This is a genomic window from Variovorax sp. PAMC26660 (assembly GCF_014302995.1).
Lineage (GTDB): Bacteria > Pseudomonadota > Gammaproteobacteria > Burkholderiales > Burkholderiaceae_C > Variovorax.
On record NZ_CP060295.1, the window covers coordinates 1,439,940 to 1,465,241 of the forward strand.

26 protein-coding genes are annotated in these 25,302 nt (G+C 65.9%); 14 read left to right on the plus strand and 12 right to left on the minus strand.

Features of this window, described 5'->3' with window-relative positions:
- Positions 1–24 precede the first annotated feature (24 nt).
- Together H7F35_RS06935 and H7F35_RS06940 are read right to left on the minus strand one after the other, a co-directional pair.
- Positions 25–672, minus strand: coding sequence for a 3-oxoacid CoA-transferase subunit B (locus H7F35_RS06935; protein WP_315970473.1), 648 nt, complete (start codon positions 670–672; stop codon positions 25–27).
- The gene (locus H7F35_RS06940; RefSeq protein WP_099792811.1) at positions 669–1,370 is read right to left on the minus strand and encodes a 3-oxoacid CoA-transferase subunit A; all 702 of its coding nucleotides are present in this window, start codon (positions 1,368–1,370) and stop codon (positions 669–671) included. Before H7F35_RS06940 ends, H7F35_RS06935 begins: the two co-directional genes overlap by 4 nt.
- Positions 1,371–1,470: 100 nt before the next feature.
- Between H7F35_RS06940 and H7F35_RS06945 the strand changes: the two genes are divergently transcribed.
- On the plus strand, positions 1,471–2,256 hold the full coding sequence (locus tag H7F35_RS06945) for an IclR family transcriptional regulator C-terminal domain-containing protein (RefSeq protein WP_187112196.1): 786 nt from the start codon (positions 1,471–1,473) through the stop codon (positions 2,254–2,256).
- Positions 2,257–2,308: 52 nt separating this feature from the next.
- Here H7F35_RS06945 and H7F35_RS06950 read toward each other — a convergent pair whose 3' ends face one another.
- Positions 2,309–3,310, minus strand: a complete 1,002-nt coding sequence (locus H7F35_RS06950) for a Bug family tripartite tricarboxylate transporter substrate binding protein (RefSeq protein WP_187112197.1) — start codon at positions 3,308–3,310, stop codon at positions 2,309–2,311.
- Positions 3,311–3,485: 175 nt separating this feature from the next.
- Here H7F35_RS06950 and H7F35_RS06955 point away from each other — a divergent pair, with 175 nt between their 5' ends.
- A complete protein-coding gene (locus H7F35_RS06955) occupies positions 3,486–3,989 on the plus strand; it encodes a hypothetical protein (protein ID WP_187112198.1) in 504 nt (167 codons plus the stop codon).
- Here the strand turns inward: H7F35_RS06955 and H7F35_RS06960 are convergent.
- From H7F35_RS06960 to H7F35_RS07000, 9 genes are all read right to left on the minus strand, one after another.
- The gene (locus H7F35_RS06960; protein ID WP_187112199.1) at positions 3,967–4,995 is read right to left on the minus strand and encodes a branched-chain amino acid ABC transporter permease; all 1,029 of its coding nucleotides are present in this window, start codon (positions 4,993–4,995) and stop codon (positions 3,967–3,969) included. The two genes, H7F35_RS06955 and H7F35_RS06960, sit on opposite strands and share 23 nt — an antisense overlap.
- An 8-nt stretch (positions 4,996–5,003) precedes the next feature.
- Positions 5,004–5,879 carry a branched-chain amino acid ABC transporter permease gene (locus H7F35_RS06965; RefSeq protein WP_187112200.1) on the minus strand — a complete coding sequence of 292 codons (876 nt, stop codon included), beginning with the start codon at positions 5,877–5,879 and terminating at the stop codon, positions 5,004–5,006.
- Positions 5,872–6,588, minus strand: a complete 717-nt coding sequence (locus H7F35_RS06970; protein ID WP_187112201.1) for an ABC transporter ATP-binding protein — start codon at positions 6,586–6,588, stop codon at positions 5,872–5,874. The genes H7F35_RS06965 and H7F35_RS06970 overlap by 8 nt, the downstream gene beginning before the upstream one ends.
- A gap of 145 nt (positions 6,589–6,733) precedes the next feature.
- A complete protein-coding gene (locus H7F35_RS06975; RefSeq protein WP_187112202.1) occupies positions 6,734–7,453 on the minus strand; it encodes an ABC transporter ATP-binding protein in 720 nt (239 codons plus the stop codon).
- Between the two features lies 1 nt (position 7,454).
- Entirely contained in the window at positions 7,455–8,708 is a 1,254-nt protein-coding gene (locus H7F35_RS06980; protein WP_187112203.1) for an ABC transporter substrate-binding protein, read from the minus strand.
- Positions 8,709–8,755: 47 nt separating this feature from the next.
- Complete coding sequence (locus tag H7F35_RS06985; RefSeq protein ID WP_187114178.1) at positions 8,756–10,219, minus strand: aldehyde dehydrogenase family protein; 1,464 nt, start codon at positions 10,217–10,219, stop codon at positions 8,756–8,758.
- A 132-nt stretch (positions 10,220–10,351) separates the two neighbouring features.
- On the minus strand, positions 10,352–11,359 hold the full coding sequence (locus H7F35_RS06990; protein ID WP_187112204.1) for a hydroxyquinol 1,2-dioxygenase: 1,008 nt from the start codon (positions 11,357–11,359) through the stop codon (positions 10,352–10,354).
- 25 nt (positions 11,360–11,384) lie between these two features.
- Positions 11,385–11,906 (minus strand): hydroxyquinol 1,2-dioxygenase, encoded by a 522-nt coding sequence (locus H7F35_RS06995; RefSeq protein ID WP_187112205.1) that lies wholly within the window; start codon positions 11,904–11,906, stop codon positions 11,385–11,387.
- Positions 11,907–12,031: 125 nt separating this feature from the next.
- Positions 12,032–12,994 (minus strand): LysR family transcriptional regulator, encoded by a 963-nt coding sequence (locus H7F35_RS07000; RefSeq protein WP_187112206.1) that lies wholly within the window; start codon positions 12,992–12,994, stop codon positions 12,032–12,034.
- 190 nt (positions 12,995–13,184) lie between these two features.
- Between H7F35_RS07000 and H7F35_RS07005 the strand changes: the two genes are divergently transcribed.
- From H7F35_RS07005 to H7F35_RS07060, 12 genes are all read left to right on the plus strand, one after another.
- Entirely contained in the window at positions 13,185–14,282 is a 1,098-nt protein-coding gene (locus H7F35_RS07005; protein ID WP_187112207.1) for a nuclear transport factor 2 family protein, read from the plus strand.
- Positions 14,249–15,787, plus strand: coding sequence for a murein L,D-transpeptidase family protein (locus H7F35_RS07010; RefSeq protein ID WP_187112208.1), 1,539 nt, complete (start codon positions 14,249–14,251; stop codon positions 15,785–15,787). Before H7F35_RS07005 ends, H7F35_RS07010 begins: the two co-directional genes overlap by 34 nt.
- A 413-nt stretch (positions 15,788–16,200) precedes the next feature.
- The gene (locus H7F35_RS07015) at positions 16,201–16,392 is read left to right on the plus strand and encodes a Flp family type IVb pilin (RefSeq protein ID WP_187112209.1); all 192 of its coding nucleotides are present in this window, start codon (positions 16,201–16,203) and stop codon (positions 16,390–16,392) included.
- A 12-nt stretch (positions 16,393–16,404) separates the two neighbouring features.
- On the plus strand, positions 16,405–16,902 hold the full coding sequence (locus H7F35_RS07020) for a prepilin peptidase (RefSeq protein ID WP_187112210.1): 498 nt from the start codon (positions 16,405–16,407) through the stop codon (positions 16,900–16,902).
- 74 nt (positions 16,903–16,976) lie between these two features.
- Positions 16,977–17,984 (plus strand): Flp pilus assembly protein CpaB, encoded by a 1,008-nt coding sequence (gene cpaB, locus H7F35_RS07025; RefSeq protein WP_187112211.1) that lies wholly within the window; start codon positions 16,977–16,979, stop codon positions 17,982–17,984.
- 156 nt (positions 17,985–18,140) lie between these two features.
- The gene (locus H7F35_RS07030) at positions 18,141–19,421 is read left to right on the plus strand and encodes a type II and III secretion system protein family protein (RefSeq protein WP_261803668.1); all 1,281 of its coding nucleotides are present in this window, start codon (positions 18,141–18,143) and stop codon (positions 19,419–19,421) included.
- Positions 19,361–20,734: a CpaE family protein gene (locus H7F35_RS07035; RefSeq protein ID WP_261803550.1), complete on the plus strand. Its 1,374-nt coding sequence runs from the start codon at positions 19,361–19,363 to the stop codon at positions 20,732–20,734. The genes H7F35_RS07030 and H7F35_RS07035 overlap by 61 nt, the downstream gene beginning before the upstream one ends.
- A 4-nt stretch (positions 20,735–20,738) precedes the next feature.
- The gene (locus tag H7F35_RS07040; RefSeq protein ID WP_187112213.1) at positions 20,739–22,052 is read left to right on the plus strand and encodes a CpaF family protein; all 1,314 of its coding nucleotides are present in this window, start codon (positions 20,739–20,741) and stop codon (positions 22,050–22,052) included.
- Positions 22,045–23,043, plus strand: coding sequence for a type II secretion system F family protein (locus tag H7F35_RS07045; protein WP_187112214.1), 999 nt, complete (start codon positions 22,045–22,047; stop codon positions 23,041–23,043). The genes H7F35_RS07040 and H7F35_RS07045 overlap by 8 nt, the downstream gene beginning before the upstream one ends.
- Complete coding sequence (locus H7F35_RS07050) at positions 23,043–23,999, plus strand: type II secretion system F family protein (protein ID WP_187112215.1); 957 nt, start codon at positions 23,043–23,045, stop codon at positions 23,997–23,999. The genes H7F35_RS07045 and H7F35_RS07050 overlap by 1 nt, the downstream gene beginning before the upstream one ends.
- A complete protein-coding gene (locus tag H7F35_RS07055; protein WP_222622012.1) occupies positions 23,996–24,850 on the plus strand; it encodes a tetratricopeptide repeat protein in 855 nt (284 codons plus the stop codon). The genes H7F35_RS07050 and H7F35_RS07055 overlap by 4 nt, the downstream gene beginning before the upstream one ends.
- Positions 24,847–25,281 carry a DUF3613 domain-containing protein gene (locus H7F35_RS07060; RefSeq protein ID WP_187112216.1) on the plus strand — a complete coding sequence of 145 codons (435 nt, stop codon included), beginning with the start codon at positions 24,847–24,849 and terminating at the stop codon, positions 25,279–25,281. The genes H7F35_RS07055 and H7F35_RS07060 overlap by 4 nt, the downstream gene beginning before the upstream one ends.
- Positions 25,282–25,302: the final 21 nt, after the last annotated feature.

Genomic DNA, 25,302 nt, shown 5'->3' on the forward strand with positions numbered 1-25,302 from the left:
TCTGTCTCTGATTGATTGGATGGGTCAGGCGGCGATCGGAAGGCCGACGAGCTTTTCAAGTTCTTCGCGGCTCAGGCCCTCGACAAGGTCGACGAGCTTCAAGCCCTGCGGCGTGCATTCGAGCGTGGCGAGGTCGGAATACACGCGCTTGACGCAGCCGATGCCGGTGAGCGGATAGGTGCACTCTTTCACCAGCTTGCTCGCGCCCTGCTTGGTGAGCAGATCCATCATCACCCAGGTCTGCTTGGCGCCGATGGCAAGGTCCATCGCGCCGCCGACGGCGGGAATGGCGTCTTTCTCGCCGGTGTGCCAGTTGGCAAGGTCGCCGGTGGCCGACACCTGGAAGGCGCCGAGCACGCAGATGTCGAGGTGGCCGCCGCGCATCATCGCGAAGCTGTCGGCGTGGTGAAAGAACGCGCCGCCCGGCAGCAGCGTGACGGGCTGCTTGCCGGCGTTGATGAGGTCGTAGTCTTCTTCGCCGGCCTCGGGCGCAGGGCCCATGCCGAGAATGCCGTTCTCGCTTTGCAGGATGACTTCGCGGCCCTGCGGCAAGTGGTTGGCCACGAGCGTGGGCTGGCCGATGCCGAGGTTGACGACGGCGCCGTCGAAGATGTCCTGTGCGACGCGGGCGGCCAACTGGTCTTTTGTGCGACGTGTGTAGGTCATGGTCATGCTGCCTTCTTGAAGCCGCCGGCCTGGGTGGCAACACGTTCGATGCGCACCACCTGGTGCACGAAGATGCCCGGGGTCACGATGGTCTCGGGGTCGAGGGTGCCGAGCTCGGCGATGTCGTGCACGGTGGCCACGGTTTTCTTCGAGGCCATCGCCATCACCGGGCCGAAGTTGCGCGCGGCCTTGCGGTAGACCAGGTTGCCCCAGCGGTCGCCGCGCTCGGCCTTGATGAGCGCGACGTCGCCGTGGATGGGGTACTCCAGCACGTACTGCTTGCCGTCGATCTCGCGGGTCTCGCGGTTTCCCGCGAGCTGCGTGCCGTAGCCGGTGGGGCAGAAGAAGGCGCCGATGCCTGCGCCCGCCGCGCGGATGCGCTCGGCCAGGTTGCCCTGGGGCACGAGTTCGAGTTCGAGCTTGCCGCTGCGGTAGAGCCCGTCGAACACCTGGCTGTCGGCCTGACGCGGAAAGCTGCAGATGATCTTGCGCACGCGGCCGGCCTTGAGCAGCGCCGCAAGACCGGTCTCGCCGTTGCCGGCGTTGTTGTTGACGACGGTGAGGTCTTTGGCGCCCTGCTCGACGAGGCCGTCGATGAGTTCGCCGGGAATGCCGGCGGTGCCGAAACCGCCGATGAGAACCGTGGCGCCGTCTTGGATGCCTGCGAGGGCATCGGCGACCGAGCGCGCGATCTTGTTGATCATGAAGCTTGTCTCCGGGATGAGTAAGAATTCAACCGACTTCAAAAATGTTCGTCTAAAGAACATTTGTTCGTATAATGAATTCTAGAGAGGATCGCTCACCATGGCAACCCAGACCCCGAAGCCCGAAACACCCGCCCCCGGCGACAGCTACGTGCAGTCTTTTGCACGGGGGCTGCAGGTGATCCGCTCGTTCAGCGTGAACGCGCCGCGCCAGACGCTGAGCGAAGTGGCGGCCGGCAGCGGGCTCACGCGGGCGGGCGCACGGCGCATCCTTCTCACGCTGCAGACGCTGGGCTATGTGGTGACCGACGGCAAGCTCTTCACGCTCACGCCGCGCATCCTCGACCTGGGCTTTGCCTATCTGTCATCGATGCCGATATGGAACCGCGCCGAGCCCGTGATGGAAGCGCTGGTGCAGGAGGTGCAGGAGTCGTGCTCGGCGGCCGTGCTCGACGCCACGGACATCGTCTATGTGCTGCGCGTGCCGACGCAGAAGATCATGCGCATCAGCCTGGGCGTGGGCTCGCGCCTGCCGGCTTACTGCACGTCGCTCGGGCGGCTGCTGCTGGCCGACCTGGAAGACGACGAAGTGCGCGCGCGGCTCGAAGCCTCGGAGCGCGAGGCGCTGACCAAGCACACGGTGACCGACGTGGACGCGCTCATGGCCAAGGTGGCACAAGCGCGCAAGCAGCAGTGGTGCCTGGTGAACCAGGAACTCGAAGAAGGCCTGATCTCGGTGGCTGCGCCCATCGTGAATCCGCAGGGCCGCATGGTGGCCGCGCTGAACATCAGCGGGCAGGCCAATCGCACGAGTGCGAAGGTGATGCAGGAGACGATGCTGCCGGCGCTGGTGAAGGCGGCGAAGCGGGTATCGCAACTGCTCTGAGAAGGCGTGGGCAGCGCAACGGTTGAAGCCGTCGCGCCCTGACCCGGAGCGCTCAAGCCTCCGAGTGAATGCCCTTCATGATGATCACGCCGCCCAGGCGTGTCGTGTCGGCGCGCATGCGCCGGGCCAGCGCATCGGGCGAGCCCGGCTGCGCCTGCCAGCCGGTCTTCAGCAGCGCCTCGGCCACTTCCGGTGAACTGATCACTTCGACCAGCGCGGCATTGAGCCTGGCCACCGCGGCCGGCTTCATGCTCGCGGGCGCGGCCAATGCGGTCCAGATCTCGAGGTCGGCGCCGCGCACGTCGGCATCGCGAATGGTCGGCAACTCTGCGGCCAGCGGGCTGCGTTCGGGCGAGGTCACGCCAATGGCCTTGAGCTTTCCCGACTTGATGTGCGGCGTGGCGAGCCCAGGGGGCAGCAGCGCCAGTTGGATCTCGTTGGCCAGCAGGCCCGCGATCACCTGCGGGTTGCCGGTGTAGGGCTTGTGCTGCGCGGTGATGGCCGCGCGGCTCTTGATCAGCTCCATGCCCAGGTGGCCCACCGTGCCCACGCCCGGTGTGCCGTACTTGGCGCCGCTGCCGAGGTTGCGCCCCCACAGCAGCAGGTCGGCCGCGGTCTTGCCTTCGGCGTTGCCAGCCACCACGAGCACCAGCGGCGCAGTGCCGATGAGGCCGATCGGCGCGAAGTCTTTCTCGGGGTCGAAGGGAATGGCGGGGTTGAGCAGCTTGGCAATGGTGAGATTGCCGTTGATCAACGCGCCGATGGTGTGGTCGTCGGTGGCCTTGGCAACCTGGTCGGCCACGAGGTTGCCGCTGGCGCCGGGCTTGTTCTCGACCGTCACCGGCTGGCGCAGGATCTTCGACAGCGGCTCTGCGATGGCGCGAGCAGCAAGGTCGGGCGATGCGCCAGCGGGAAAGCCCACGAGGATGCGGACGGGCTTGGTCGGCCATGCGGCGTCGCCACCGGTGCGCTGGGCCCGCGAGGCCTTTGCGAACAGCGAGGCGGCGACGGCTGCCGCGCCGCCTTCGAGCAAGCGGCGTTTGGTGATCGTCAAGATGACTCCAGGGAGATTAAAAACTAGGGAAATCGCTTACGTTTAACTTACACAACGTTACAGGATGAGGCCGTATTAAGCAAGCCTGAAGAGGCGCCAAGCGGGGGCTTTAGCATGGGCCGCGAGGGCGCATCGACCCGATGCCGCCACATGCCACCGGAGGGAAAGCACGCCGATGATCGAGTTTTTTCACACCAAGGACCGCCTGCGTTTTCTGTTGTACGTGGGCGCCATTGCCGCGCCGCTGCTGCTGATCAGCGCATGGGTCGTGAGCAGCATGGAAGATTCGGCCGCCGCCAAGGGCGAGCCCAACGACAAGGGCGGCCTGCACTACCGCATCCAGGAAAAGAGCGGTGCAAAGACGCTGCCGCCGCCACTGGCCGCCCTGCTCTCGGTGCCGCCGAACACCGCCATGACCGACGTGAACGTGAGCACCGACAGCGCAGGCCGCGTGACCAGCGCAGCCATCAAGGCGTTCAGCACCGACGACTTCAAAGCCGTGGCCGCCTTTCACAAGCCCACGCTCTCGCCCATCACCACCGACGGCGCGACCTCGCTGGAGGGCGTGCGCGATGGCTACGAGATCCGGCTCTCGCAAGAGACAAAGTTCTTCGACAACGATCCCTACAAGGACCGCACGAAGATCGAGTACACCATCAACCCCGTGAAGAAGCCGTAGCCCCGGCCGGTGCATGCAGCAGCTTGCGCTGTGTGGGAAACAGCGACCAGCCCCAACGCTGCTGTGCGTAACCCCACAGGCCCTGCTTGAAGAACAGCGTGACCAAGATTGCAAGCAGCCCCAGCCCCAGCAAATACCACGTGCCGTAGTCGCTCAGGAACTTGTTGAGCGCCCAGAAAATGAGTGCACCCACCAGCGGCCCTTCGATGCGCCCGATGCCGCCGATCACCACCATGAAGATCGCGAACGCCGTCCAATTGACGCTGAAGGCCGCATCGGGGCTGATGCGCAGGTTGCCCACGAAGTAGAGCGCCCCCGCCAGCCCCGCGCCGAAGGCCGCGACCACGTACACCGCGAGCTTCATGCGCGCGACCGGAACGCCCTGCGACTCGGCCGCCACTTCGTTGTCGCGAATGGCCAGCAGCGCCAGGCCGCGCTTGCTGCGCAGGAACAGGTACACCAGCGCGATCGCCGCGACCACGCAGGCCAGCGCCATCCAGTAGGTGGTGCTTTCGCGCGTGGCCTTCTCGATGCCGCGCAACGCGGTGAGCGTGGTGCCCGACCCGCCACCGACCGCCGACACATTGGCGAAGCTCAGGCGGAACACCTCGGCGATGACCCAGGTGCCGATGGCGAAGTAGCCGCCCGACAGACGGAACGCGACGAAGGACACAGGCACCGCAACGAGCCCCGCGGCCAGCGCACCCAGCGGTATCGCCACGAAGGGATTGATGCCCGCGAAGTTGCCCAGCATCAGCATCACGTAGCCGCCAAAACCGAAGAAGGCCTGCTGCCCGATGCTCACCATGCCGCCGTAGCCGGCGAGCAGATTCCACATCATCGCGAAGATGAAGTAGCAGGCGATCTCGACGAACTCGCGCATCCAGCTCGACTCGCCCCAGAACGGCAGGCTGGCCGCGAGCAGCACGAGCGCAATGGCAACGACGAGCGCGGTGCGGCTCGCGGCGGTTGCGCGCTCGACGGCGAAGGCTTGTTCGGAAGGCATGGTTCTGTTCATCCGCGTGTCTTGGGAAAAAGCCCCTGCGGCCGCAGCACCAGCACGACCAGGAACACGATGTGCCCGGCCCAGATGCCCCAACCCGGGTCGAGCCGGAATCCGATCTGCTGCGTGATGCCCAGGATCATCGCGCCGGCCAGCGTGCCCCAGAAGGAACCCATGCCGCCGATGATCACGGCCTCGAAGGCGAAGAGCAGCAGCAGCGGGCCGTCGGAAGGCGACACCGTCGTTCGCATGCCCTGCAGCGCGCCCGCGATGGCGATGAGCACGAAAGCGATGGCCGTTGCGAAGGCATAGATCTTCTTCGCGTTCAGGCCCATCAGCTCGGCAATCTCGCGGTCGTCCGACACGGCGCGGAACGACCGGCCCAGCGCCGTGCGCGCGAACAGCCATTGCAGCGCGCCGGTCGCCACGACCGCGATGACCAGCACGATCAGCGGCAGCACGCCGAGCGAGAGCGAATCGCCCAGCGCCACACCTTGCGTGTTGAGTCCACCGGTTTCGATGGAACGCGGATCGGCCGAGAACAGTTCGAGCAGCAGGTTCTGGATGACGATCGACAGGCCGAAGGTGACGACCAGCGAAGGCAACGGGTCTTTGCCCAGCGTGCCGTTGAGCACGTAGCGCTGCAGCGCATAGCCGAAGGCGAAGGCCACGGGCAGCACTGCGAGCGCGATCACCGCCACCAGCCAGGGCGCGGCATCGCCACCGGACACCGACACGCCCGCAATGACCGCGAACGCGCCGAGGATGATGAAGTCGCCCTGCGCCGTGTTGGTGAGCCGCATCACGCCGAACATCAGCGACTGGCCGAGCGCGAACAGCGTGTAGAGGCCGCCGAGCAGCACGCCCTGGACGATGGTTTCAAGCATGGGCCGCCTCGATGCCGAAGTAGGCCTGCGAGATCTGCTCGCGTGTGAGCTCGCACGACTTGCCTTCGAGCGACACGCGGCCTTCCTGAAAGCAGTAGATGCGCTGCGACACCTGGCGCGCCATCGTCACGTCCTGCTCGACGATGACGACGGTCATGCCCTCGCCGGTGATGGTGGGCATGGCGGCATAGATCTCGCGGATGACGATGGGCGCAAGGCCCAGCGAGAGTTCGTCGCACAGCAGCAGCTCGGGGTTGCTCATGAGCGCGCGGCCCAATGCCACCATCTGCTGCTGGCCGCCCGAGAGCGAGGTGCCGGGCTGCTGGCGCTTCTCGGCGAGGATGGGGAACAGCGTGTACAGGCGCTGCAGGTTCCACGGGCCCTTGCGGCCGGCGGTGGCGCCCATCAGCAGGTTCTCTTCCACGCTGAGGCTGGGGAACAGCCGGCGGCCTTCCGGGACCATCGCAAGGCCGCGCCGCACGATCTCGCCGGGTGGCAGGCCGCCGATGGCCTCGCCCTTGAAGTGGATCGCTTCGCGTGGGCCGCGGACCAGGCCGGTGAGGCTCTTGAGAAAGGTGGACTTGCCGGCGCCGTTGGCACCGATGATGGCGACGAGTTCGCCGGGGGCGAGCGAGAAGTCCACGCCGAAGAGGGCTTGAGCGTCGCCGTAGAAGGCTTTCAGGCCTTGGGTTTCGAGCAGCGCGTTCATCGGTTTTCCTCCCTCCCCTTCCGGGGGAGGGCTGGGGTGGGGGCAAGCGGTGTTCGATGAAGCACCAAGGCGAAACCAGCGCCGTCGTGCCCCCATCCCAGCCTTCCCCCAAAGGGGGAAGGAGCAATGCGAAGACAGATAGCGCTCATGCCTCCATCCCCATGTACACCCGCCGCACCTCCGCATCATTCATCACGATTCGCGGCTCCCCCTCCGCCAGCTTCTGCCCGAAGTTGATGACGAACAACCGATCCGCCAGCGACAGCAGCGCATGCACCACATGCTCGATCCAGATCATCGTCATGCCACGCGCCTTGATGCGCTTGAGTTCATCGACCAGCACCGCGGCCTCGGGCTCCGTCAACCCGCCCGCAATCTCGTCGAGCAGCAGCAGTTGCGGCTTCGTCGCGAGCGCGCGCGCCAGTTCCAGCCGCTTGCGGTCGAGCAGCGTGAGCCCGCCGGCCGGCTTGTTGGCATGCGGCATCAGCCCCGTCTGCGCCAACACCTCGTGCGCGGTCTGCCACGCTTCGCGCTCGGTCTGCTGCCCGCCGAAGCAGGCGGCCGTCACGAGGTTCTCGAACACGCTCATGTTGCCGAAGGGCTGCGGCACCTGGTAGCTGCGCCCGATGCCCGCATGGCAGCGCTGGTGCGGCTTGAGCCGCGTCACGTCGCGACCTGCGTACTCCACGCGGCCCGCATCGACGCGCACGTCGCCCGAGATCAGGTTGAACAGCGTGGTCTTCCCCGCGCCGTTGGGCCCGAGGATGCCCAGCGTCTCGCCCTCGGCCACCGACAGCGTGATGTCGTCGGTGACCTTGAGCGCGCCGTAGGACTTGCTCACGGCATGCAGTGCCAGCAGCGCCATGTCAAAGCAGCCGCAGCGTGCCGCCGGTCGGAATGTTCTTCGCCGCCTCGTTGTTGACGATGGTCAGCTCAACCTTGTACTTCTTGCCCTTGCCCCACTGGCCCAGCACCAGCGGCGTCTTGCTGACGTTCTTGAACGGGCCCTGCCCGCCCCACTTCACCGGGCCGACCACGGAGTTGATCGAGGTCGATGCCACCGCATCGCGCACATCGCCCGCCTTCAGCGATTTGGAGCGCGACAGCGCATTGGCCGCCACTTCGAACAGCGCATGTGCAAAGCCGATGGGCTGTGTCCACTGCTTCTTCACGCCGGCCTCGTAGGCCTCGGCCAGTGCCTTGGCGCTTTGCTGCGTGAGGCTCGACGTGAACGGATGCGACGGGCTCCACCACACCTCGGTCGACAAGCCATCGCCCAGGTCGCCCAACGCCTCGATCGCACCGGGGAACAACAGCGCCTTGCCCAGCGTGATGATCTTCGGCTTGAAGCCCTGCTGCCGCGCCTGTGTGAGGAAGGTCTTGGCGTCGGGCGGAATCACCACCCCGGTGACGATCTCGCAGCCCGCGCTCTTGAAGGCCGCGATCTGCGCGCTGAAGTCCTGCGTGCCATTCTGGAAGCGTCCGGGGTCGGTGAGCGTGAAGCCCATCTGCGCGAGCGGCTTGGGAAAGCCCAGCTCCTTGTCGCCCCACGCATTGCCGTCGCCGTCGTTCGGGAACAGGCCGCCCACCTTCTTGTTGGTGGCGAGCGTCTTCCAGCCGTTGGTGAAGTTGGCAATGACGTCTTCGAGGCCCCAGAACAGGTGGTACGTCCAGTTGAAGCCCTTGGCCGGATCGCCCTTGCGGCCGAAGAACCAGGGCTGCCACGGCACCACGCTGGAGATGCAGGGCACCTCGTTGAGTTCGCACGCGTCGCTCACGGGGTTGGCGGTCTCGGGCGTGCCGGCGGTGAGCACCAGCGCGACCTTGTCCTTCAGGGTCAGGTCGTTCGCCACCTCGCCCGCGCGGTTGGGGTTCGACTGGCTGTCCTTCAGCACGATCTGCACGGCGTACTTTTTTCCACCGACGCTGATGCCTTCCTTGAAGGCGGCCTTCATCTGCTCGATCACCCATTTGTCGGCCTCGCCGAAGGGCGCGAGCGGGCCGGTCTGCGGCGACACGTAGCCGATCTTGAGCGTGTCGGCCGCGAACACCAGTGGTGTCGCGCCCGAGGCCATCAGTGCGGCCGTGGCTTGCGTGAACTGTCTGCGATTGAATGTCATGGTTGTCTCCGTCTCTTGTGTTTGTGGTGCCGCCTGGCTGGAGTCGATCAACGTGCGAAGTGCGGCGGTATCTGCGCGTCGACGTTCACCCACACGCTCTTGACCTGCGTGTATTCGCGCATCGCGTCGAAGCCCATCTCGCGGCCGTAGCCGCTCTGGCCCACGCCACCGAAGGGCGAGCCGGGGTTCACGCGCTTGTAGCTGTTGATCCAGACCATGCCGGCGTGCAGGTCGCGCGCCACCTTGTGGGCGCGTTGCAGGTTGTTGGTCCACAGGCCGCTGCCCAGGCCGTAGTCGGTGCCGTTGGCGATCTGCATGGCTTCTTCGTCGTTCTTGAAGGTGAGCACGGTGACGAAGGGGCCGAAGACCTCTTCCTGCGCGACGCGATCTTTGTAGGACTTCGCGCGCATCACGGTCGGCTCGACGTAGCAGCCCTTCGCGAGATCGCCGCCCGGTGACTTGCCGCCGGCCAGCAGCTCACCGCCTTCGCCTTGCGCGACCTCGACGTAACTCAGCACGCGCTCGCGGTGCTGGGCGCTCGTGAGCGGGCCCATCTCGGTGTTCTCGTCCAGCGGATTGCCCAGGCGGATCGACTTCGCGAGCGGGATGAACTGTTCGAGGAACGCATCGGCGATCTTCTCGTGCAGCATCAGCCGCGAGCCGGCGATGCAGGCCTGCCCCTGGTTGTGGAAGATGGCCCACGCGCTGCCGTTGACGGCAGCCTGCAGGTTCGCGTCCTCGAACACGATGTTCGGTCCCTTGCCGCCGAGTTCGAGCTGCACCTTTTTCAAGTTGCCTGCGCTGGCCTGCACGATGCGCCGGCCGGTGGCCGTGCTGCCGGTGAAGGCGATCTTCGCGATCTCCGGATGCTCGGCGATGTACTGGCCCGCCACGGAGCCGAGCCCCGGCAGCATGTTGACCACGCCGGGCGGCAGGCCCGCTTCAGCCATCAGCTCGGCGATGCGCAGCGACGACAGCGGCGTGATCTCCGCCGGCTTCATCACGATGCAGTTGCCGGCCGCGAGCGCGGGCGCCATCTTCCAGCTCGTGAACATGAGCGGGAAGTTCCACGGCACGATCTGCCCGACGATGCCCACGGGCTCGCGCAGTGTGTAGTTGAGAAAGCCTTCTTCGACCGGGATGGTCTCGCCCTGGAACTTGTCGGCCATGCCGCCGAAGTAGCGAAAGCACGCAGCCGTGCGCGGCACGTCGAGCCGGCGCGAGTCGCGGATGGGATGGCCGGTATCGAGCGATTCGAGGCGGGCGAGTTCTTCGGTGTTGGCTTCGATCAGGTCGGCGAGCTTGAGCAAGATGCGGCCACGGTCGGCGGCGGCCATGCGGCTCCATTTCGGGAACGCACGCTTTGCCGCGGCCACAGCCTTGTCGACGTCGGCCTTGCCGGCCAGCGCCACATCGACGATGGGCGTGTTGTCGTGCGGGTTGAGCGTGGCGAGGGTTTCGCCGGATTCGGCGTCGACGAAGCGGCCGTCGATGAAGAGTTGGTGGCGGATGGATGGAGCAGGCATGGTCGTTCCTCTCCCTCCCCCGCGGGGGGAGGGTTGGGGTGGGGGCTTCTTCAAAGAGGGCGCGGGCTTGAAGAACCCCCGCCCCTGCCCTCCCCCAGAGGGGGAGGGAGTCATGCATCAGAACTGCACGGGAATCTCGGGCGACTCGCCCTTCTGAATCTCGAACACCAGGCTCGGCGAACCGTTCTCCCACACCAGCAGCATCGAGCGCTTCGGGCTGAAGCCCTGGTGGCGGCAGTAGGCCGGCATGGCGGCCATGTCACCCGCCTTCATGATCACGCGGGCCATGGGCTTGCCGGTGTTCTTGTCGCCGCAGTCCCAGTGGATCTCGTCGGTCATCTGGAAGAACCACTCCACGCGATCGTTGCCGTGAATGATCGGCAGGATGTGTTCTTCGGTCGTCGGGCACATGTAGCTGTGCTTCACCACCGAGGTGAAGCTGGGGTTCCACGTCACCTGCGAACGGCTCAGGAAGCCGAAGAGATTGAAGGCGTGCACCTCGTTCTCGAAGCCGGGCTCGGGGTGCAGCTCGGGCTGCGCCTGCGACACGTCGACAAAGGCGCGGTTGACGGGCGCGCCGCGCTCGTCGCTGCGCAGGTCGAGGTCGCCCTTCAGGCCCACGCAGCGCTTGGCCAGCTCGCGTGCCCTTGTGATCTTGGCGGTGTTGTTGCCCTTCTTGCGGCCGTAGGCCGAGCCGGTTTCCTGCGGCGCGGCGAAGGGGTCGAAGGCCTCGTTGGTCCAGTCGTCGAGCATGGCCTCGAAGGTGGCGCGGATCTGTGCGGTCGGGAAGTTCTCGAGCAGGTCGATGTCCGCGGCCTTCATCGTGCCGTTGAAGCTGCCGGCGTACAGGTCGACCGACTCGTAGTGATTGACGGTGCCGAACACGTCGTCGAAGTTGACCCAGCCGTAGAAGAAGCCCCAGGCCACGTCGCGCATCAGTGCGCGCAGGTAGCTGGCGGCGTCCATGGTGTGGCTCATGGGTCGGCCGTCGCGGGTCTTCCAGCCGATGTGCACGAAGTATTCGTCGCGGCGAAAGCTGAAGCTGCCGAGCGAGAAGTCCTTGTAGCCGAGCGTGGCGTCGGGCTGCGACGCGATCACCTTGGCGAGTTCTGCGGGGGCGTTCATGGCGTGTGGCTCCTGTTCGATGCAATCAATGGGACTGGCAGATGTCGGCCCATTTCTCGACAGACAGATCGCCCTTGCAGCTCTGCAGCACGATCACGCCAGGATCGCCGGCGCTTCGGAATTGATAAGCCGTGTTCTTCGGCAGCAGGCCCTGGTGGCCGCGCGAGAGCTTCATCCAGCCCATCTTCTTGCCTTGGGGTTCGCCCTTCACGAGCACGGCGCCGTTCTTTTCCTTGTCGGCAACGGCCTGCCCAGCGTCGAGCTGCACGAGGTGCACTTCGACATCGCCGTCCATCACCAGCGCGAATTCGTCATGCGCGCAGGTGAACCACGGCGAGGTGCCTTCGGCGCGAAGCGTCTCCAGCACGTAGATCTGGTTCTGGCCGAACACGACCTTCTCGTAGGGCTGGCTGATGCTTGCGATCTCGAAGCAGTTGGAAAACGCGTAGTGGCGAACGTCGTCGTCGATCGGCTCGACGTGGCCTTTCTCGAAATGCTTGAGGGAACCGAAGCGGGTCTTGTAGGCGGTCGAAGTGGTGGCTGTCATGGCTTGTCTCCTTGGATGAGCGAACTCTAGGAGTCAACGGCCGCCACCGGTAGGGACCAGATTGGAAGAGGATTATTCGGAGACTCCGAACAATCGGCCGGGTTTACCCGCTTTCTCTTCTGGCTCTAGCCGCTCGAGCGGCTGTACTCGATCAGCTCCGCCGGGATCATTCCGCGCTCGATCAGCGGGGCGTCCCAGGGCGGCACGCGAGTAAAGCGCGTGGCGATGTGCTCGATGAAGAGCCGCAGCTTGAGCGCGTTGCGCGAGGTGCCCGCATACACCGCACTCAGCGAGAACGACGAGAGTTGATGCTCGGCCAGCACCACGCGCAGGTCGCCATTCGCAATCGCGTCGCCCGCCACCAGCGTCGGCAGGCAGACGATGCCGGCGTGCTCCAACGCATATTCGCGCAGCAGGTGCACGCTGTTGGTCAGCAGCGCGGCCGCCAGGTAGATGGTGGTCTGCTCGCCCTTGTGATGAAAGGTCCAGCGGTCGCGCGTGGGGTAGCCCGAGTACAGGCCCAGCTTGTGGCGATGCAGCTCGCGCGGCGTGGCCGGCGTGCCGTGCGCTTCCAGGTAGGCCGGCGTGGCGCACAGCAGCCGCCGCACCGGGAACAGCGGGCGCGACACCAACTCCTGCGACGCGGCGGGAAAGATCTGCAGCGCGCAATCGACACCCGCCTTGACGGGGTCGGCCACCGCGTCGCTCACGATCAGTTCGAGGTGGATGTCGGGGTAGGTGGTCTGGAACTCGCGCAGCAGCGAGGCGAAGCGCCCCAGCACCATGCCGGTCAGCGCATGCACGCGCAGCGTGCCCGAGGGCGTGCCGCGCGCGTCGCGCATCTGGTCGACGATGTCGTTGGCGCGGCCCACCAGCTCGGTGCAGTCGCGCAGGAAGGCCTGCCCCATGTCGCTGAGCCGCACCACGCGCGTGCTGCGGTGGAACAGCGGCGCGCCCAGGAATTCTTCGAGCTGCTTGACGCGGGTGGTGACCACCGAATTGGCCACGCGCAACTGGCGCGCAGCCTCCGCAAAGCTCTGGGTCTGCGCGACACGAACGAAAGTTTCAATGCTCTGGAGGCGGTCCACGGCGGCACTGTACTGCGCGGGCCTGTTTTGCGCGCCCCGCAGACGGCTGTGCCGCCCCCGATGCGGGAAAGCTCGGGGCCCGTGCGTTGCAGGCAAGACGAAAGACTGTCATCCCTGTATCGGGGGGTTACCCGCCCCACTTACAATCCCTGCCGCATCACCCACCCCCCCACACGAGGTCTTGTCCGCAATGCCCAAGAGCCGCCAGCCGCGCAGCCGTTTCAGCTTCTCCCCCACCGTGCGTGCCCTTCTCCTGGCCGCTGCGGCCTGTGGCGTGGCGCTTCCCGCACTGGCCGCCATCGAGCATGAAGAGGTCGACAAGCTCATGCAGGCCGGCAAGCTCGACGAGGCCATGACCAAGGCTGACGCCTTCCTCAAGGACAAGCCGCGCGACCCGCAGATGCGCTTTCTCAAGGGCGTGATCCAGCTCGACACCGGCAAGCGTGCCGAGGCCATCGCCGCCTTCACGCAGCTCACGCAGGACGCCCCCGAGCTGCCCGAGCCGTACAACAACCTGGCCGTCATCTACGCCAGCCAGAACCAGTTCGACAAGGCACGCGGTGCGCTTGAAAGCGCGATTCGCACGAACCCCAGCTACGCCACCGCCCAGGAAAACCTCGGCGACGTGTATGCGCGCCTGGCCAGCCAGGCCTACAGCAAGGCCTTGCAGCTCGACCAGAACAACACCGCCGTGCAGCCCAAGCTGGCCGTGATCCGTACCCTTTTCACGCCGACGCCACCGGGCGCCAAGCCGACGCTGATTGCGGCGGCATCGCCAGCACCGGCACCCGCTGCCAAGGCGCCGGCGCCCGCGCCTGTCGCCGCTCCAGCCCCCGCACCTGCAGCGCCTGCGAAGGTTGCGGCAGCACCTGCACCCGTGGCCGCGCCTACTGCCAAGGCCCCCGAGGCAGCGCCTGCCCCGGCTCCCGCACCGGCCGCAGCACCCGCATCCAACGCCGAGGTCGAATCGGCCGTGCGCGCCTGGGCTTCGGCCTGGGCCAGCCAAGACATGGACCGCTACCTTGCCGCCTACGGCGCCGACTTCACGCCCGGCGGCGGCCAAAGCCGCAAGGGCTGGGAAGAAGACCGCCGCGCCCGCATCGTCGGCAAGTCGAGCATCAGCGTGAACCTCGAGAACCTCGTCATCAAGGTCGACGGCTCGTCCGCGACCGCCAAGTTCCGGCAGATCTATCGCGCCGACAACCTCAACGTCTCGAGCCGGAAAACGCTGGACATGCAGCGCTCCGGCAATCAGTGGCACATTCGCAAGGAAAGCGTCGGCGGCTAGTGGCAGACATCGTCCGGCACGGCCGGCTTCAGAATCCTCCGTTCCGTCTGCGCAGCGGACACATGCTCGCAGCGCTGATGACCGCATCGGCGCTGATGCTCGCAGCACCCGGTGCCGCGCTGGCGTCGAACAACAAGCCGGCCAACGCAAAGAGCAGCAGCAGTTCCGCCTCCAGCAAGGCCAAGGCCGCGAGCGGCAGCAGCCGCTCGGCTGCGCATGGCGCTGGCACCCGCCTGTCCGCAAAGGAAGCCCGGGAGGCCAAGGGCGGCAAGACCCAACAAGCCAAAGGCAAAAAGGCCTCTGCCGCTGAAAGCCGGAAGGCCGCAGCCGCAGAAGCCAAGGCTGCTTCGGCCAAGCCCACACGCCGAGCCGCGCCCGCCGGTTCCATCCAGGAAGCTAGCAACGCCGAAGCCCGCCTGATCGCGGTCTACGAGATGTTCGGCCGCGGACAGGCCCGCCCCGCGCTGGCCAAGGCGCGCGACCTCGTGCGCGACTATCCGAACTTCCAGCTCGCGCAGCTCGTCTACGGCGACCTGCTCGCAGCGCAAGTGCCGCCGTCGAATGCACTGCCCGACACCGCCAGCATCGCGAAGATGCGCGGCAATCCGGCCATGGCCGATCTGCACGAAGAATCGCGCCGCCGCTTGCAGGCCCTGCGCGAACGCCCGCCCGCAGGCACCGTGCCTTCGCAGTTCCTGACGCTCTCGACCCGCAGCCGCTACGCCATTGCCATCGATGCATCGCGCTCGCGCCTGTACCTGTTCGAGAACTCCGACAAGGGCCTGAAGCTCGCGGCCGACTACTACATCTCGGTCGGCAAGTCCGGCACCGACAAGGTCACCGAGGGCGATGCCCGCACCCCGCTGGGCGTGTACTACATCACAAGCAGCCTCGACCCGAAATCGCTCAAAGACTTCTACGGCGCTGGCGCCCTGCCCATCAACTACCCCAACCCGTACGACCTGCGGCGCGGCAAGACCGGTGGCGGCATCTGGCTGCACGGCACCCCGCCCCAGCAGTTCGCGCGGGCACCGCTGGCGAGCGACGGTTGCGTGGTCATGGCCAATCCGGACCTGAAGCAGCTTTTGCGAAAAGTGCAAATCGGTGCCACCCCGGTGGTGACCGCGCGCAGCCTGCAATGGATATCGCCACCGCAGGCTGAAAAAGAAGCCCAATCATTTACCAGCGCAATTACGGCCTGGAAAGATGCAAGGGCCAGCGGCAATGAAGCGCAATTGAAGAAATTCTATTTGCCCGATTTCCAGCGCAGCAACAAAAAGACCACCGAGGGAATTTCCGCCCTCCACGACGAGGTCGAATACGCCCAGGGCAAGCGTGTTCAGTTCAAAGACATGTCGTACCTGCACTGGCGCGACGGCGACGACACCATGGTCGCCACCTTCGGCGAAGTGTTCGAAGGCGAGAAGAGCGGGCGCACCCGGCGCCAGTACTGGCTGCGCCAAGGCAGCGAGTGGAAGCTCTTCCACGAAGAAATCCTGGGCTGAGGCCCTGTCGGCGACGGGGTCACCCCCGGAACTCGTGACTTTTTGCTCACGCGTTTCGCCTATTTTCAGTGTTACATCTGCCCCTTTGGGGCCCCGTGCTACGTAACACGTAACGCGTTTGTTCCCGTAACACCCCCTTCCCGAGCGTTCCCAGCGCCGTAACGTTCCATCCCCTCTTCATGGGAGGTGACATCGCGTTCACAGAGGGAAAAATACGTTTCCAAAATGTTAACGAGCCCGGCCACCCTTCCCCGGGCCCGGTCGCTGGATGGCTGGCCGCCATCGTGCTTAGGCCTTTTGGCTAGCACACCCAGAGCGGAAGGCTTGCGGGTTTCTCTTGTTGATACACGGAGTTACGCTGTATAACATCCACCTTGCAAGCCTTTGTTAACACTTCCTTTAAGGGGTAAATCATGCTCGGTTCAATTACTCGTTTTCTGCGCGATGAAGAAGGTGCTACCGCAATTGAATATGGAATTATTGCGGGGCTGATGGCGACAATTCTTGTTGCCGTATTTGGGACAGGCGCCTCCGACGGCCTTGGTTTAATTCTGAAGGGGATTTTTGATGCCATCGGGAAAAAGGTCACTCCCGCCACTGCCTGAAATCCAAATTTGATGCCCTATTTGTGGCTGCTATGGCTGCTACTGGTCACGGTCTATGACACCCGACAGCGCCGCGTCCCCAACTGGCTTGTGCTCGTGGGCGCGGCGCTTGCCATCGGTGCTCTCGCCATGACCGCGCAGCCTTTCGGCGTCAAGTGGGCAGAGGCGCTGATGGGCTCCGCATTGGGCTTCGGATTTCTCCTGCTTTTTTACGCCGCTGGCCTCATGGGCGCCGGAGACGTGAAATTCGCGGGCGCACTCGGTCTCTGGGTTGGATGGCATTCACTGCTGCCGATCTGGGCTGTGGCAAGTCTGTTCGCGCTGATTCACGGTGTGCTCTGGCTGGTCCTGCACCGTTGGCCCTGGTTTCCACGGCTCGCGCTGCTGCTGTCGGGAAAACCCCGTGGCGACAACACCACCGGCCTGCACAAGCGGCCCCGTCCCATTCCTTACGCGGCCTACCTCGCGCTGGCCGCCGCGGTCTGGATGGCCTGGAGTCGACAGAGTTAGGCCTCGCGCTGCTCGTCACCGCAGGCCGCCTCTCCCTCCATCGATCGCCTGCCCACTCTCTTCATCCGCCGCCCATGATCCACCTCACAAAAATCATCGCAGCCATCCTGGTGCTCCTGGCCATCGCGTTGGGCGGCTATGCATGGATTCTCAGCAGGCAACCAGCCCCGCCGCCGCCTGTCGCCGCGACGGCGCCGACGACAAGCTCGTCCAAAGCGCAGGTTCCAACCTTTGCCGTCGTCGTGACAGCCAAGCCGGTGGCGGCTGGACATGCGATCACGGCGGACGCGTTGCGCGTGGAGCAACTGCCGATCAATCCATCGGGCGCCTTCAAGGACTCGGCCCCGCTGGTCGGCCGCGTTCCGGTCTTCGACCTGGGCGAAGGCACACCCGTGCTCGAAGGGCAACTCGCCTCGGGCCTTGCCATGCGCGTCGAGGAAGGCGAGCGCGCCATCGCGATCAAGGCCGACGAGATCATGGGCGTCGGCAACAAGGTCCAGCCGGGGGATTTCGTCGACGTGTTCGTGATCCTCAAGTCCGACGGCAAGGATGTCGACAGGAGCCAGGCGCGCCTGCTGCTGCCCCGCAAGCGCGTGCTCGCGTTCGGCAGTGCATCGGTCGACAGCCTGCCCTCCAAGGCAGTGGATGGCAACGGCAATCCCACGGCCCAACAGCAGCAGCGCAACGATCTCCCGCGTACGGCCGTTCTTGCCGTGCCCGTCGCGGACATCAACCGCCTGACCCTCGGTGAATCCGCGGGCCGGTTGCTGCTGGCACTGCGCAACCCGCTGGACACGACGCTGCCTGATCCCGCGCTGCTGGCCGCGTTGCCTGCAGCACTGCAGCCTCCGCCATCGAAGCGCGGAGAGCTAGCGCGCCCACCGCTGGAAGGCCTCGACAGCGCACAAGCGGGCCTCACCACGGTCGACCTGGTCACAGGCGGCACCGTGGCCGGTCGCCGCGCAGCCGCCGAAAACCGCATCAACACGACCCCGGCGCCGCGCTCATCCGGCAGCGGCGCGCGGGCAGGGTTCGAAGTCGAAATGATCCGTGGCGACAAGAGCGAAACCCTTCGCTACTGAGCGCCCGCCATCCCAGCCATGACTGCCCCCGTCCAAGAAAGAAAATCCATGCCGGATCAGCCCTGTGCATCCAAGATTCCAACAGCGTGCAGCCCCGTCCGCACAGCGCATGCACGCGTGCCCCTGCTGCGCCCCTGCGTCCTGGCGCTGAGCCTCATGGCACCGGGTGCGTGGCCGATCGCCTCCTCCGCGGCAGGCGCGATACAACAACCCCAGGCCCCCTTCGTGGTGGCCGCGGGAACGCAACGCGAGTTGCTGATCGAGAAGGGCGTGGACCGCATTGCCATCGCCGATGAAACCGTGGCCGGCGTGACGGTCACGCGCAAGACATCGGGTTCGCCCGCCGCACGCCTCATCGTGACGGGCAAGTTGCCCGGTCGCACGACAGTGATGATCTGGGAGAAGGGCCAGGCGGCAGCCACCACCTACACAGTCGCCGTGCAGCGCCGGACGGCCGCCGTGTCCGGCAGCATGGACAGCCTGCCCGCCTACCAGGAGGCACGCGATGCCGCGCTCTCGACGCAGGCGGACAAGGTGCCGGTGAATGATTCCGCCGTCGTGAACGTGCGCAGCCACACCGTGCAGGTCGCGGTCAAGGTCGTGGAATTCAACCGCAGCGTGCTCAAGCAGGCGGGCCTGAACATCTTCAGCACGCGCGCCAATTCCAGCGGCTTCAGCTTCGGTGTCTATTCACCCACATCGATCAGGACCGCCACCTTCAACTCGAACGGTTCCCTCACGGTCGACGCCAACCAGCCGCTGGCGCAGGCCTTCGGCCTCCTGTTGAACTTCGGCAAGGCGGGCATCGGACTGAACGTCGGCTTTCTCGAAGGCAACGGCATGGCCCGCGTGCTCGCGGAGCCCACGCTGGTCGCCATGTCGGGGCAGAGCGCGAGCTTTCTCTCGGGCGGCGAGCTGCCCGTGCCTGTCCCTCAAGGTCTGGGATCGACGGCAATCGACTACAAGCCCTTCGGCATCGGCCTGACCGTGACGCCCACGGTGCTCTCCAACGAACGCATCGTGCTCAAGGTGGCTCCGGAGGCGAGCGACCTGGACTACACGAACTCGCTGAGCCTCGGGGGCGTGGCCGTGCCCGCCATTACCACGCGCCGCGCCGACACCACGGTCGAGCTGGGCGACGGCGAGAGCTTCATCATCGGCGGCCTCGTCAGCCGCACCACGACCGCCAATGCGGACAAGGTCCCGCTGCTCGGCGATCTGCCGATCCTCGGCACCTTCTTCAAGCAGAGCAAGTACCAGATGAACGAGAAGGAACTCGTGATCATCGTCACGCCGCACCTGGTAAAGCCGATCGCCCGCGACACCGATCTCTCGCCCTATCTGCCCGGCAACGCCGAGCAACGCGACGGCGCCGTATGGCGCTCGATCTTCCTGGGTGGCGCGGCCGACACAGCGCTCCCGGGATTCTCGCGTTGATGAACAAGACAGAGCGGACTGCCGGCACCATGAACGCTCCTCGCGACAGCATTCCCGAAACCGGCGCAGAGACCTATCTCTTCGCGTCGACCAACGGCGGGCACATCACCTGGTTGACCGATGCACTCGGTCGCCTAGGCTCGGTCGTGGTTCTCGCGCCGAACACCCAGTCGATCGATGAGCGCATTGCGCTGCTGAGCCCGGTGGCCGTGTTCGTCGATTTTTCACCCGACCAGAGCGCCGAGGCAATTCAGCTTCACCAGCGCCTCAAGCGCGACTGGCCCACGCTACCGGTTCTGGCCACCGGCGTCTCCGCCGAACCGACCGCCATGCTCGCCGCACTGCGCGCTGGCGTGGATGATTTCATCGACATGGCCGCGCCGCCCCTCGATGCGGTGAGCACGTTGCGGACTCTGCTCGAGAGGCGCAGCACCCTGCAGGGCGGCACACGCGGCAGTACGCTGGCGCTGCTCGGCGCGCGCGCGGGACTGGGTGTGACCACTCTTGCCACCAGCCTTGCACTCACGCTCAACGACCAGTTGGCCCAAGCGCCTGCACGACCGCCCGGGCGTACCGCGCGGCACGGTGTGGCGCTGCTCGACCTGGGACTGCCGGCACGCGACGGCCTGCTTTACCTCGACACACAAAGCGGGTTCAGTTTCGTCGACGGCGTGCGCAATCTGCGTCGCCTCGACCAGACCCTGCTGCACACCGCGCTCGCGCATCACACGAGCGGCGTCGCCGTCCTGCCCCTGCCGGCCAGCCTGGCACAGGTGCGAGAGATCTCGCATGCCGACTCGGTAGCGCTCATCAAACGGCTCGCCGACTTCTTCGACTTCCAGATCGCCGACCTGGGCGGCTTCTCGACGATCGACTTCATCGCACAGACCGTGCGCGAAGCACAACGCGCCTGGGTCGTGTGCGACCAGAGCATCGGCGCCATCGTCTCGACGGCCAACCTTCTCAAGGAGCTGCGCACGCGCAGCGTCGACACCGAACGCTTCGCACTCGTCGTCAACAAGTTCGACAGTCACGTCGGCCTGTCCGCCAAGGACATTGCCGAGCGCCTGGAGCTGCCGCTGCACCATGTCCTTCCCGCCCGCAGCGCCCCGCTACTGGCCGCTGCAAGCCGCGGAGAGATGCTGGTGCGCACCGCGCGCAACGACCCCTATTCGCAGGCTGTCACCGGGCTAGCCCGCACCCTGCATCAGGAATACATGTCCGCCACGGGCCAACCACCGGCCAAAGATCCGCGCTGGGTTGCACTCATGTCGCAAGTCACAGGGCTCTGGAAGAGTTCAAACGAGGGTTGAGCCAATGTCTACCGATATCGAATTTGCCGACGACGACCAGGCATTCATCAACTCACAGCAGTTCCAGGACATCAAGAGCTGGACGCACGATCACTTGCTCAGCCGCATCGAAGAGCTGGGCGCGGAGTTCGGCCGCTGGTCGCGCGCGTCGATCCAGCAGTTCGTCGAACTCGAAGTCGACAGCTTCGTGCGCCTGCGCCGCGTGCCGATCAACGACCGCGAGATGCAGCTCATCGCCGATGCGCTGACCAAAGAGCTGGCGGGCTTCGGGCCGCTCGAAGACCTGCTCAACGACCCCGCGGTCGAAGACATCCTGATCAACGGCCACACGAACGTGTACGTGTCGCGCAACGGCATCCTGGAGCGCGAGACCTTGCGCTTCGCCGACACCGAGCACGTGATGCGCATCGTGCGGCGCATCCTCGCGCCGCTGGGTCGCAGGCTCGACGAAGCCAATCCGATGGTCGACGCGCGCCTGCCCGACGGCGGCCGCATCAACGTCATCATCGAGCCGCTGGCCATCGATGGCCTCTCGGTGTCGATCCGCAAATTCCGCAAGGAGCCGCTCACGCCAGCCGACCTGGTCAAGCTCGGCACCTTCGACGCGGGCATGGCGCAGTTGCTCGAGATCGCCGTGCGTGCGCGCTGCAACATCCTGGTGAGCGGCGGCACGAGCTCGGGCAAGACATCGCTGCTCAACGCGCTCGCCAGCTTCATTCCGCATGCCGAGCGCGTGATCACCATCGAGGACACCGCCGAACTGTCGCTGGGCCATACGCACGTGGTGCGGCTGGAAAGCCGGCCTGGCGGCTTCGACGGCACGGGTGTGGTGTCGATCCGCGACCTGCTGCGCAACAGCCTGCGCATGCGGCCCGACCGCATCGTCGTCGGCGAAGTGCGCGGCGCCGAGGTCATCGAGATGATGCAGGCCATGAACACGGGCCACGAAGGCTCCATGGGCACCATCCACGCGAGTTCGCCACGCGAATGCCTGTACCGCCTCGAAATGCTGGCGGGCTTTGCGGGCTACCAGGGCAGCGAAACCAGCCTGCGCCGGCAGATCGCAAACGCGATCGACTTCATTGTTCAGATCGGCCGCCTGTCCGGCGGACAACGCCGCATTCTTTCCCTGAGCGAAGTCACCGGTGTCAACGACAACGTGGTCGCCATGCAGGAGCTGTATCGCTACGAGCCCGTGGTGACGCCCGACGGCGAGGAGCGCGACCGGTGGGTATCACTGGGCATCGCACCGCATTCGCCGAAGATCACGCGCTTCCGCCAGACGCTCGCACGCCCCTCGGGAGAGCGCCGTGGGTGAAGGCCTGCTCGTCGTCGGCTGCATCGCCTTGCTGCTGGCCGCAGCGGGGCTGATGCTGTGGCAATGGGCAGCCACACGCCAGATCCGGCATGCCACCGGCCTGCACCTGCAGCAGCAGATTCATGCGAGCTTCACGCCGGAGACACCTGCGCTCTCGCCGATGCGCAATGCCCCGGCGTCAGGCGCGGGCGGTGCCACGCCTTTGTCGGACCCATGGACCGAGGCAGCCGCCACCGAGTCTGCAGCCGCACCGCGCAAGAACCGCATCGAATCGCTGATACCGGCCTGGCTCGAGGGCGCGATAGGCGCCCCCACGGTCGTGCTCGGCGTGGTGGCCATCATCGTGCTGACGATACTGGCCGCATCGCTCGGCGGTTGGCCTGCCGCGGCCGGCTCGCTGCTGCTGTTGCTGCTGCTGGCGTCGTTCACGGTGTGGCTTCGCCTACAGAAGTTTCGTCGCCAGTTGGTGGGTCAGCTCCCGGCTTTCATCGATTCGATGGTGCGCCTGATCACCATCGGAAACTCCACACAGGCCGCCTTCCAGCTGGCGATTCCCTCGTCGCGCGCGCCATTGCGTGGCTATCTGGACCGAGCCGGCGGCCTCGTGCGCGCCGGGGTCGACCTGGACAAGGCATTGCACCAGATGGCTTCGCGCGTGCATATCGAGGAGATGTTCCTGCTGGCGTCGATCCTGGGCCTGGGCGTGCGCTACGGCGGCCGCGCTGACCTGCTGCTCGAACGCGTCGCCAACTTCATGCGCGATCGCGAGCAAGCCGAACACGAGCTGATAGCGCTCTCTGCTGAAACGCGCCTGTCCGCCTGGATCCTGGGTCTGCTGCCGGTCGGCGTAGGGGCTGTGATCATCACTCTGAACCCCGCCTACTTCCTGCGGATGTGGCACGACACCACAGGCCAATACATGGTGTTCGGCGCACTGGGCCTCCAGCTTCTGGGTGCCTTCCTGCTCTATCGACTGGCAAGGTTCACATGATGAATTTCGCGCCCTCCCAACTTGCCACCCTCAGCCTCGTTCTGCTGGCGCTGGGATTGCTGGTCGCGGCCGGACTGCTCATCGGTGGTGAGTTGCGGCGTGCGCGCCGGGGCGAAGTTCTGGGTCGTGCCATCCGCCGCGGACTGGAAACACCCGCAACGCCAGCAAACGCTGAGCCTTCGCTGGATACGCAGACACGCGCCGAGGTTGAGCTTCCCTTCCATTGGCTCAACAGCCGCCTGGGACGCATGCTGGTGGCCGACGAAGATCGCAAGCTGATCGATCAATGCGGCTTCGCTTCGCAGCGCGCGCAGTTGATCTTCCTGGTCGTGCGCATCGTGATGGCGATAGGGTTGCCGGTGCTCGTCTACGTGGTCTGGGGCAGCAACCATGCCGCGCGCCAGGTCGTGCCCGTGCTGGCCGCAGCGTTCGTGATCGGCTTCATGGCGCCCAAGTGGTTGCTTGGCCGGCACGCTGCCACGCGGCGCGAACGCGTCGGCCATGAACTCCCGCTTTTCATCGACCTGCTGCGGTTGCTCCAGGGCGTCGGACTGAGCCTCGACCAGAGCCTGCAGATCATGGCCACCGACTTCTCGCATGTGCTGCGCGTACTGGGCCACGAGTTGACGCTGGCCAACCGCCAGTACAGCCAGGGGCGCACCCGTGAGCACTCGCTGCAACGCCTGGCCACCTTGCACAACAACGAGAACCTGGCCGGACTTGTCTCGCTGCTCGTGCAGGTCGATCGGCACGGCGGCGCCGTGCAGGAGCCGCTGCGCCTGTTCAGCGACCGCCTGCGCGAGCACAGGCGCGCGGAGATGAAGGAACGCATCGGCAAGATCACCGTGAAGATGACCGGCGTGATGGTCTCCACCTTGTTGCCCGCGCTGGTGATCGTCACGGCCGGTCCCGGCTTCCTCGCCGTCTTTCGCTCGCTGGGAGCCCTTAGCAAATGACTGAACGCACTTCACCCAACGCCTGCGCCCTGCGCGGCTGCATCGCACTCGTCGTCGCGCTTGCCGCCACAGGTTGCGCCGGTCTCAAGGACGCCTATCCCGCGGCCGCGGAAGCGCAGCAGCGCCAGGCCGCCGAGGAGAGCGCGAACATGAAGGCCGGCGCCAACATCGACACACAAGCCACCTACCTCCAACTGGTGACACAGATGCAGCAGGAAGGCCTCTGGTTCGCCTCCCTTGCACACATCGATGCACTGGAACAGCGCTGGGGTGCCTCGCCCGAATCGACACGCACCCGCGCCGAAGCGCTGCGTCATGCGGGCCAGCCGCTGCAGAGCGAGGCCGCCTACCGGCGGCTCCTCGGCACACCGCTCGCGGCTGCCGGTTATCGCGGACTCGGCTTGCTGGCCGGTGCGCGCGGCGACTATCCGGAAGCCGTGCGCATGCTGAAAGAAGCACAGCAACGCAACCCGACAGACCCGCTGCTGCTGAACGACCTCGGCTACGCCAGCCTGCGCGCAGGACTTCTCGCCGAAGCCCGCCTGCCCTTGATGCAGGCGCTGCAACTCAAGCCCGACAACCCGCAGGCGCAAGCCAACCTCGCGACATACCTCGAGGCCACCCAGCAGCGCGAGCAGGCGACAGCATTGATGGACGCCAACAAGATCCCGGCCGCCACCCGCGTCGCCATTCGGGACGCGGCGCGACAGATTGCCGGGTCACCCCCCGCAGCCCAGACCGGTACCGACGGCACGCTGGTCGTCGGCGACGTCTCGGCACCGCTTGCACTCAAGGCCTCGCGCTCCACCACCATGCCGCCTTCCAGCCCGACTCCAAGAGGTACCCCATGAAGCCAAGTCCATCCAGCCACCGCACCACTCGGCCCGCCGTCCTGCTGTCGGTTCAGGCGATCGGCCTTGCCATCGCATGCCTGATCGCCACGCACACGGCCCGGGCGCAAGGCCCGGCAGTGCCGCCCCCGCCCCTTGCAGCAACAGTGCCTGCGACCGAGAAGGCGCCTCCCGCACCCGATGCACGCGCTCCGACGCCCGGCGGCGAGGAAATGGCAATGGAACAACCTGAATACGCGCCACCACTGCAAGTGGGCGATGCCACGCAAGACCTACTGGCCTGGCAGCGCTCCGGCGTGATCGCATCGCCGACACCCAGGCCGATTCCGGGCGCCATCGCCTACCGGAGCTACGAGCGCTACCTGAAGAGCTTCGAGTTCCCCATTCCCGAGCGTCTCAACTCGTCGGTGAAGTCATCGTCGAGCAAGTAGCAGGAACGAACGGCGCCACGC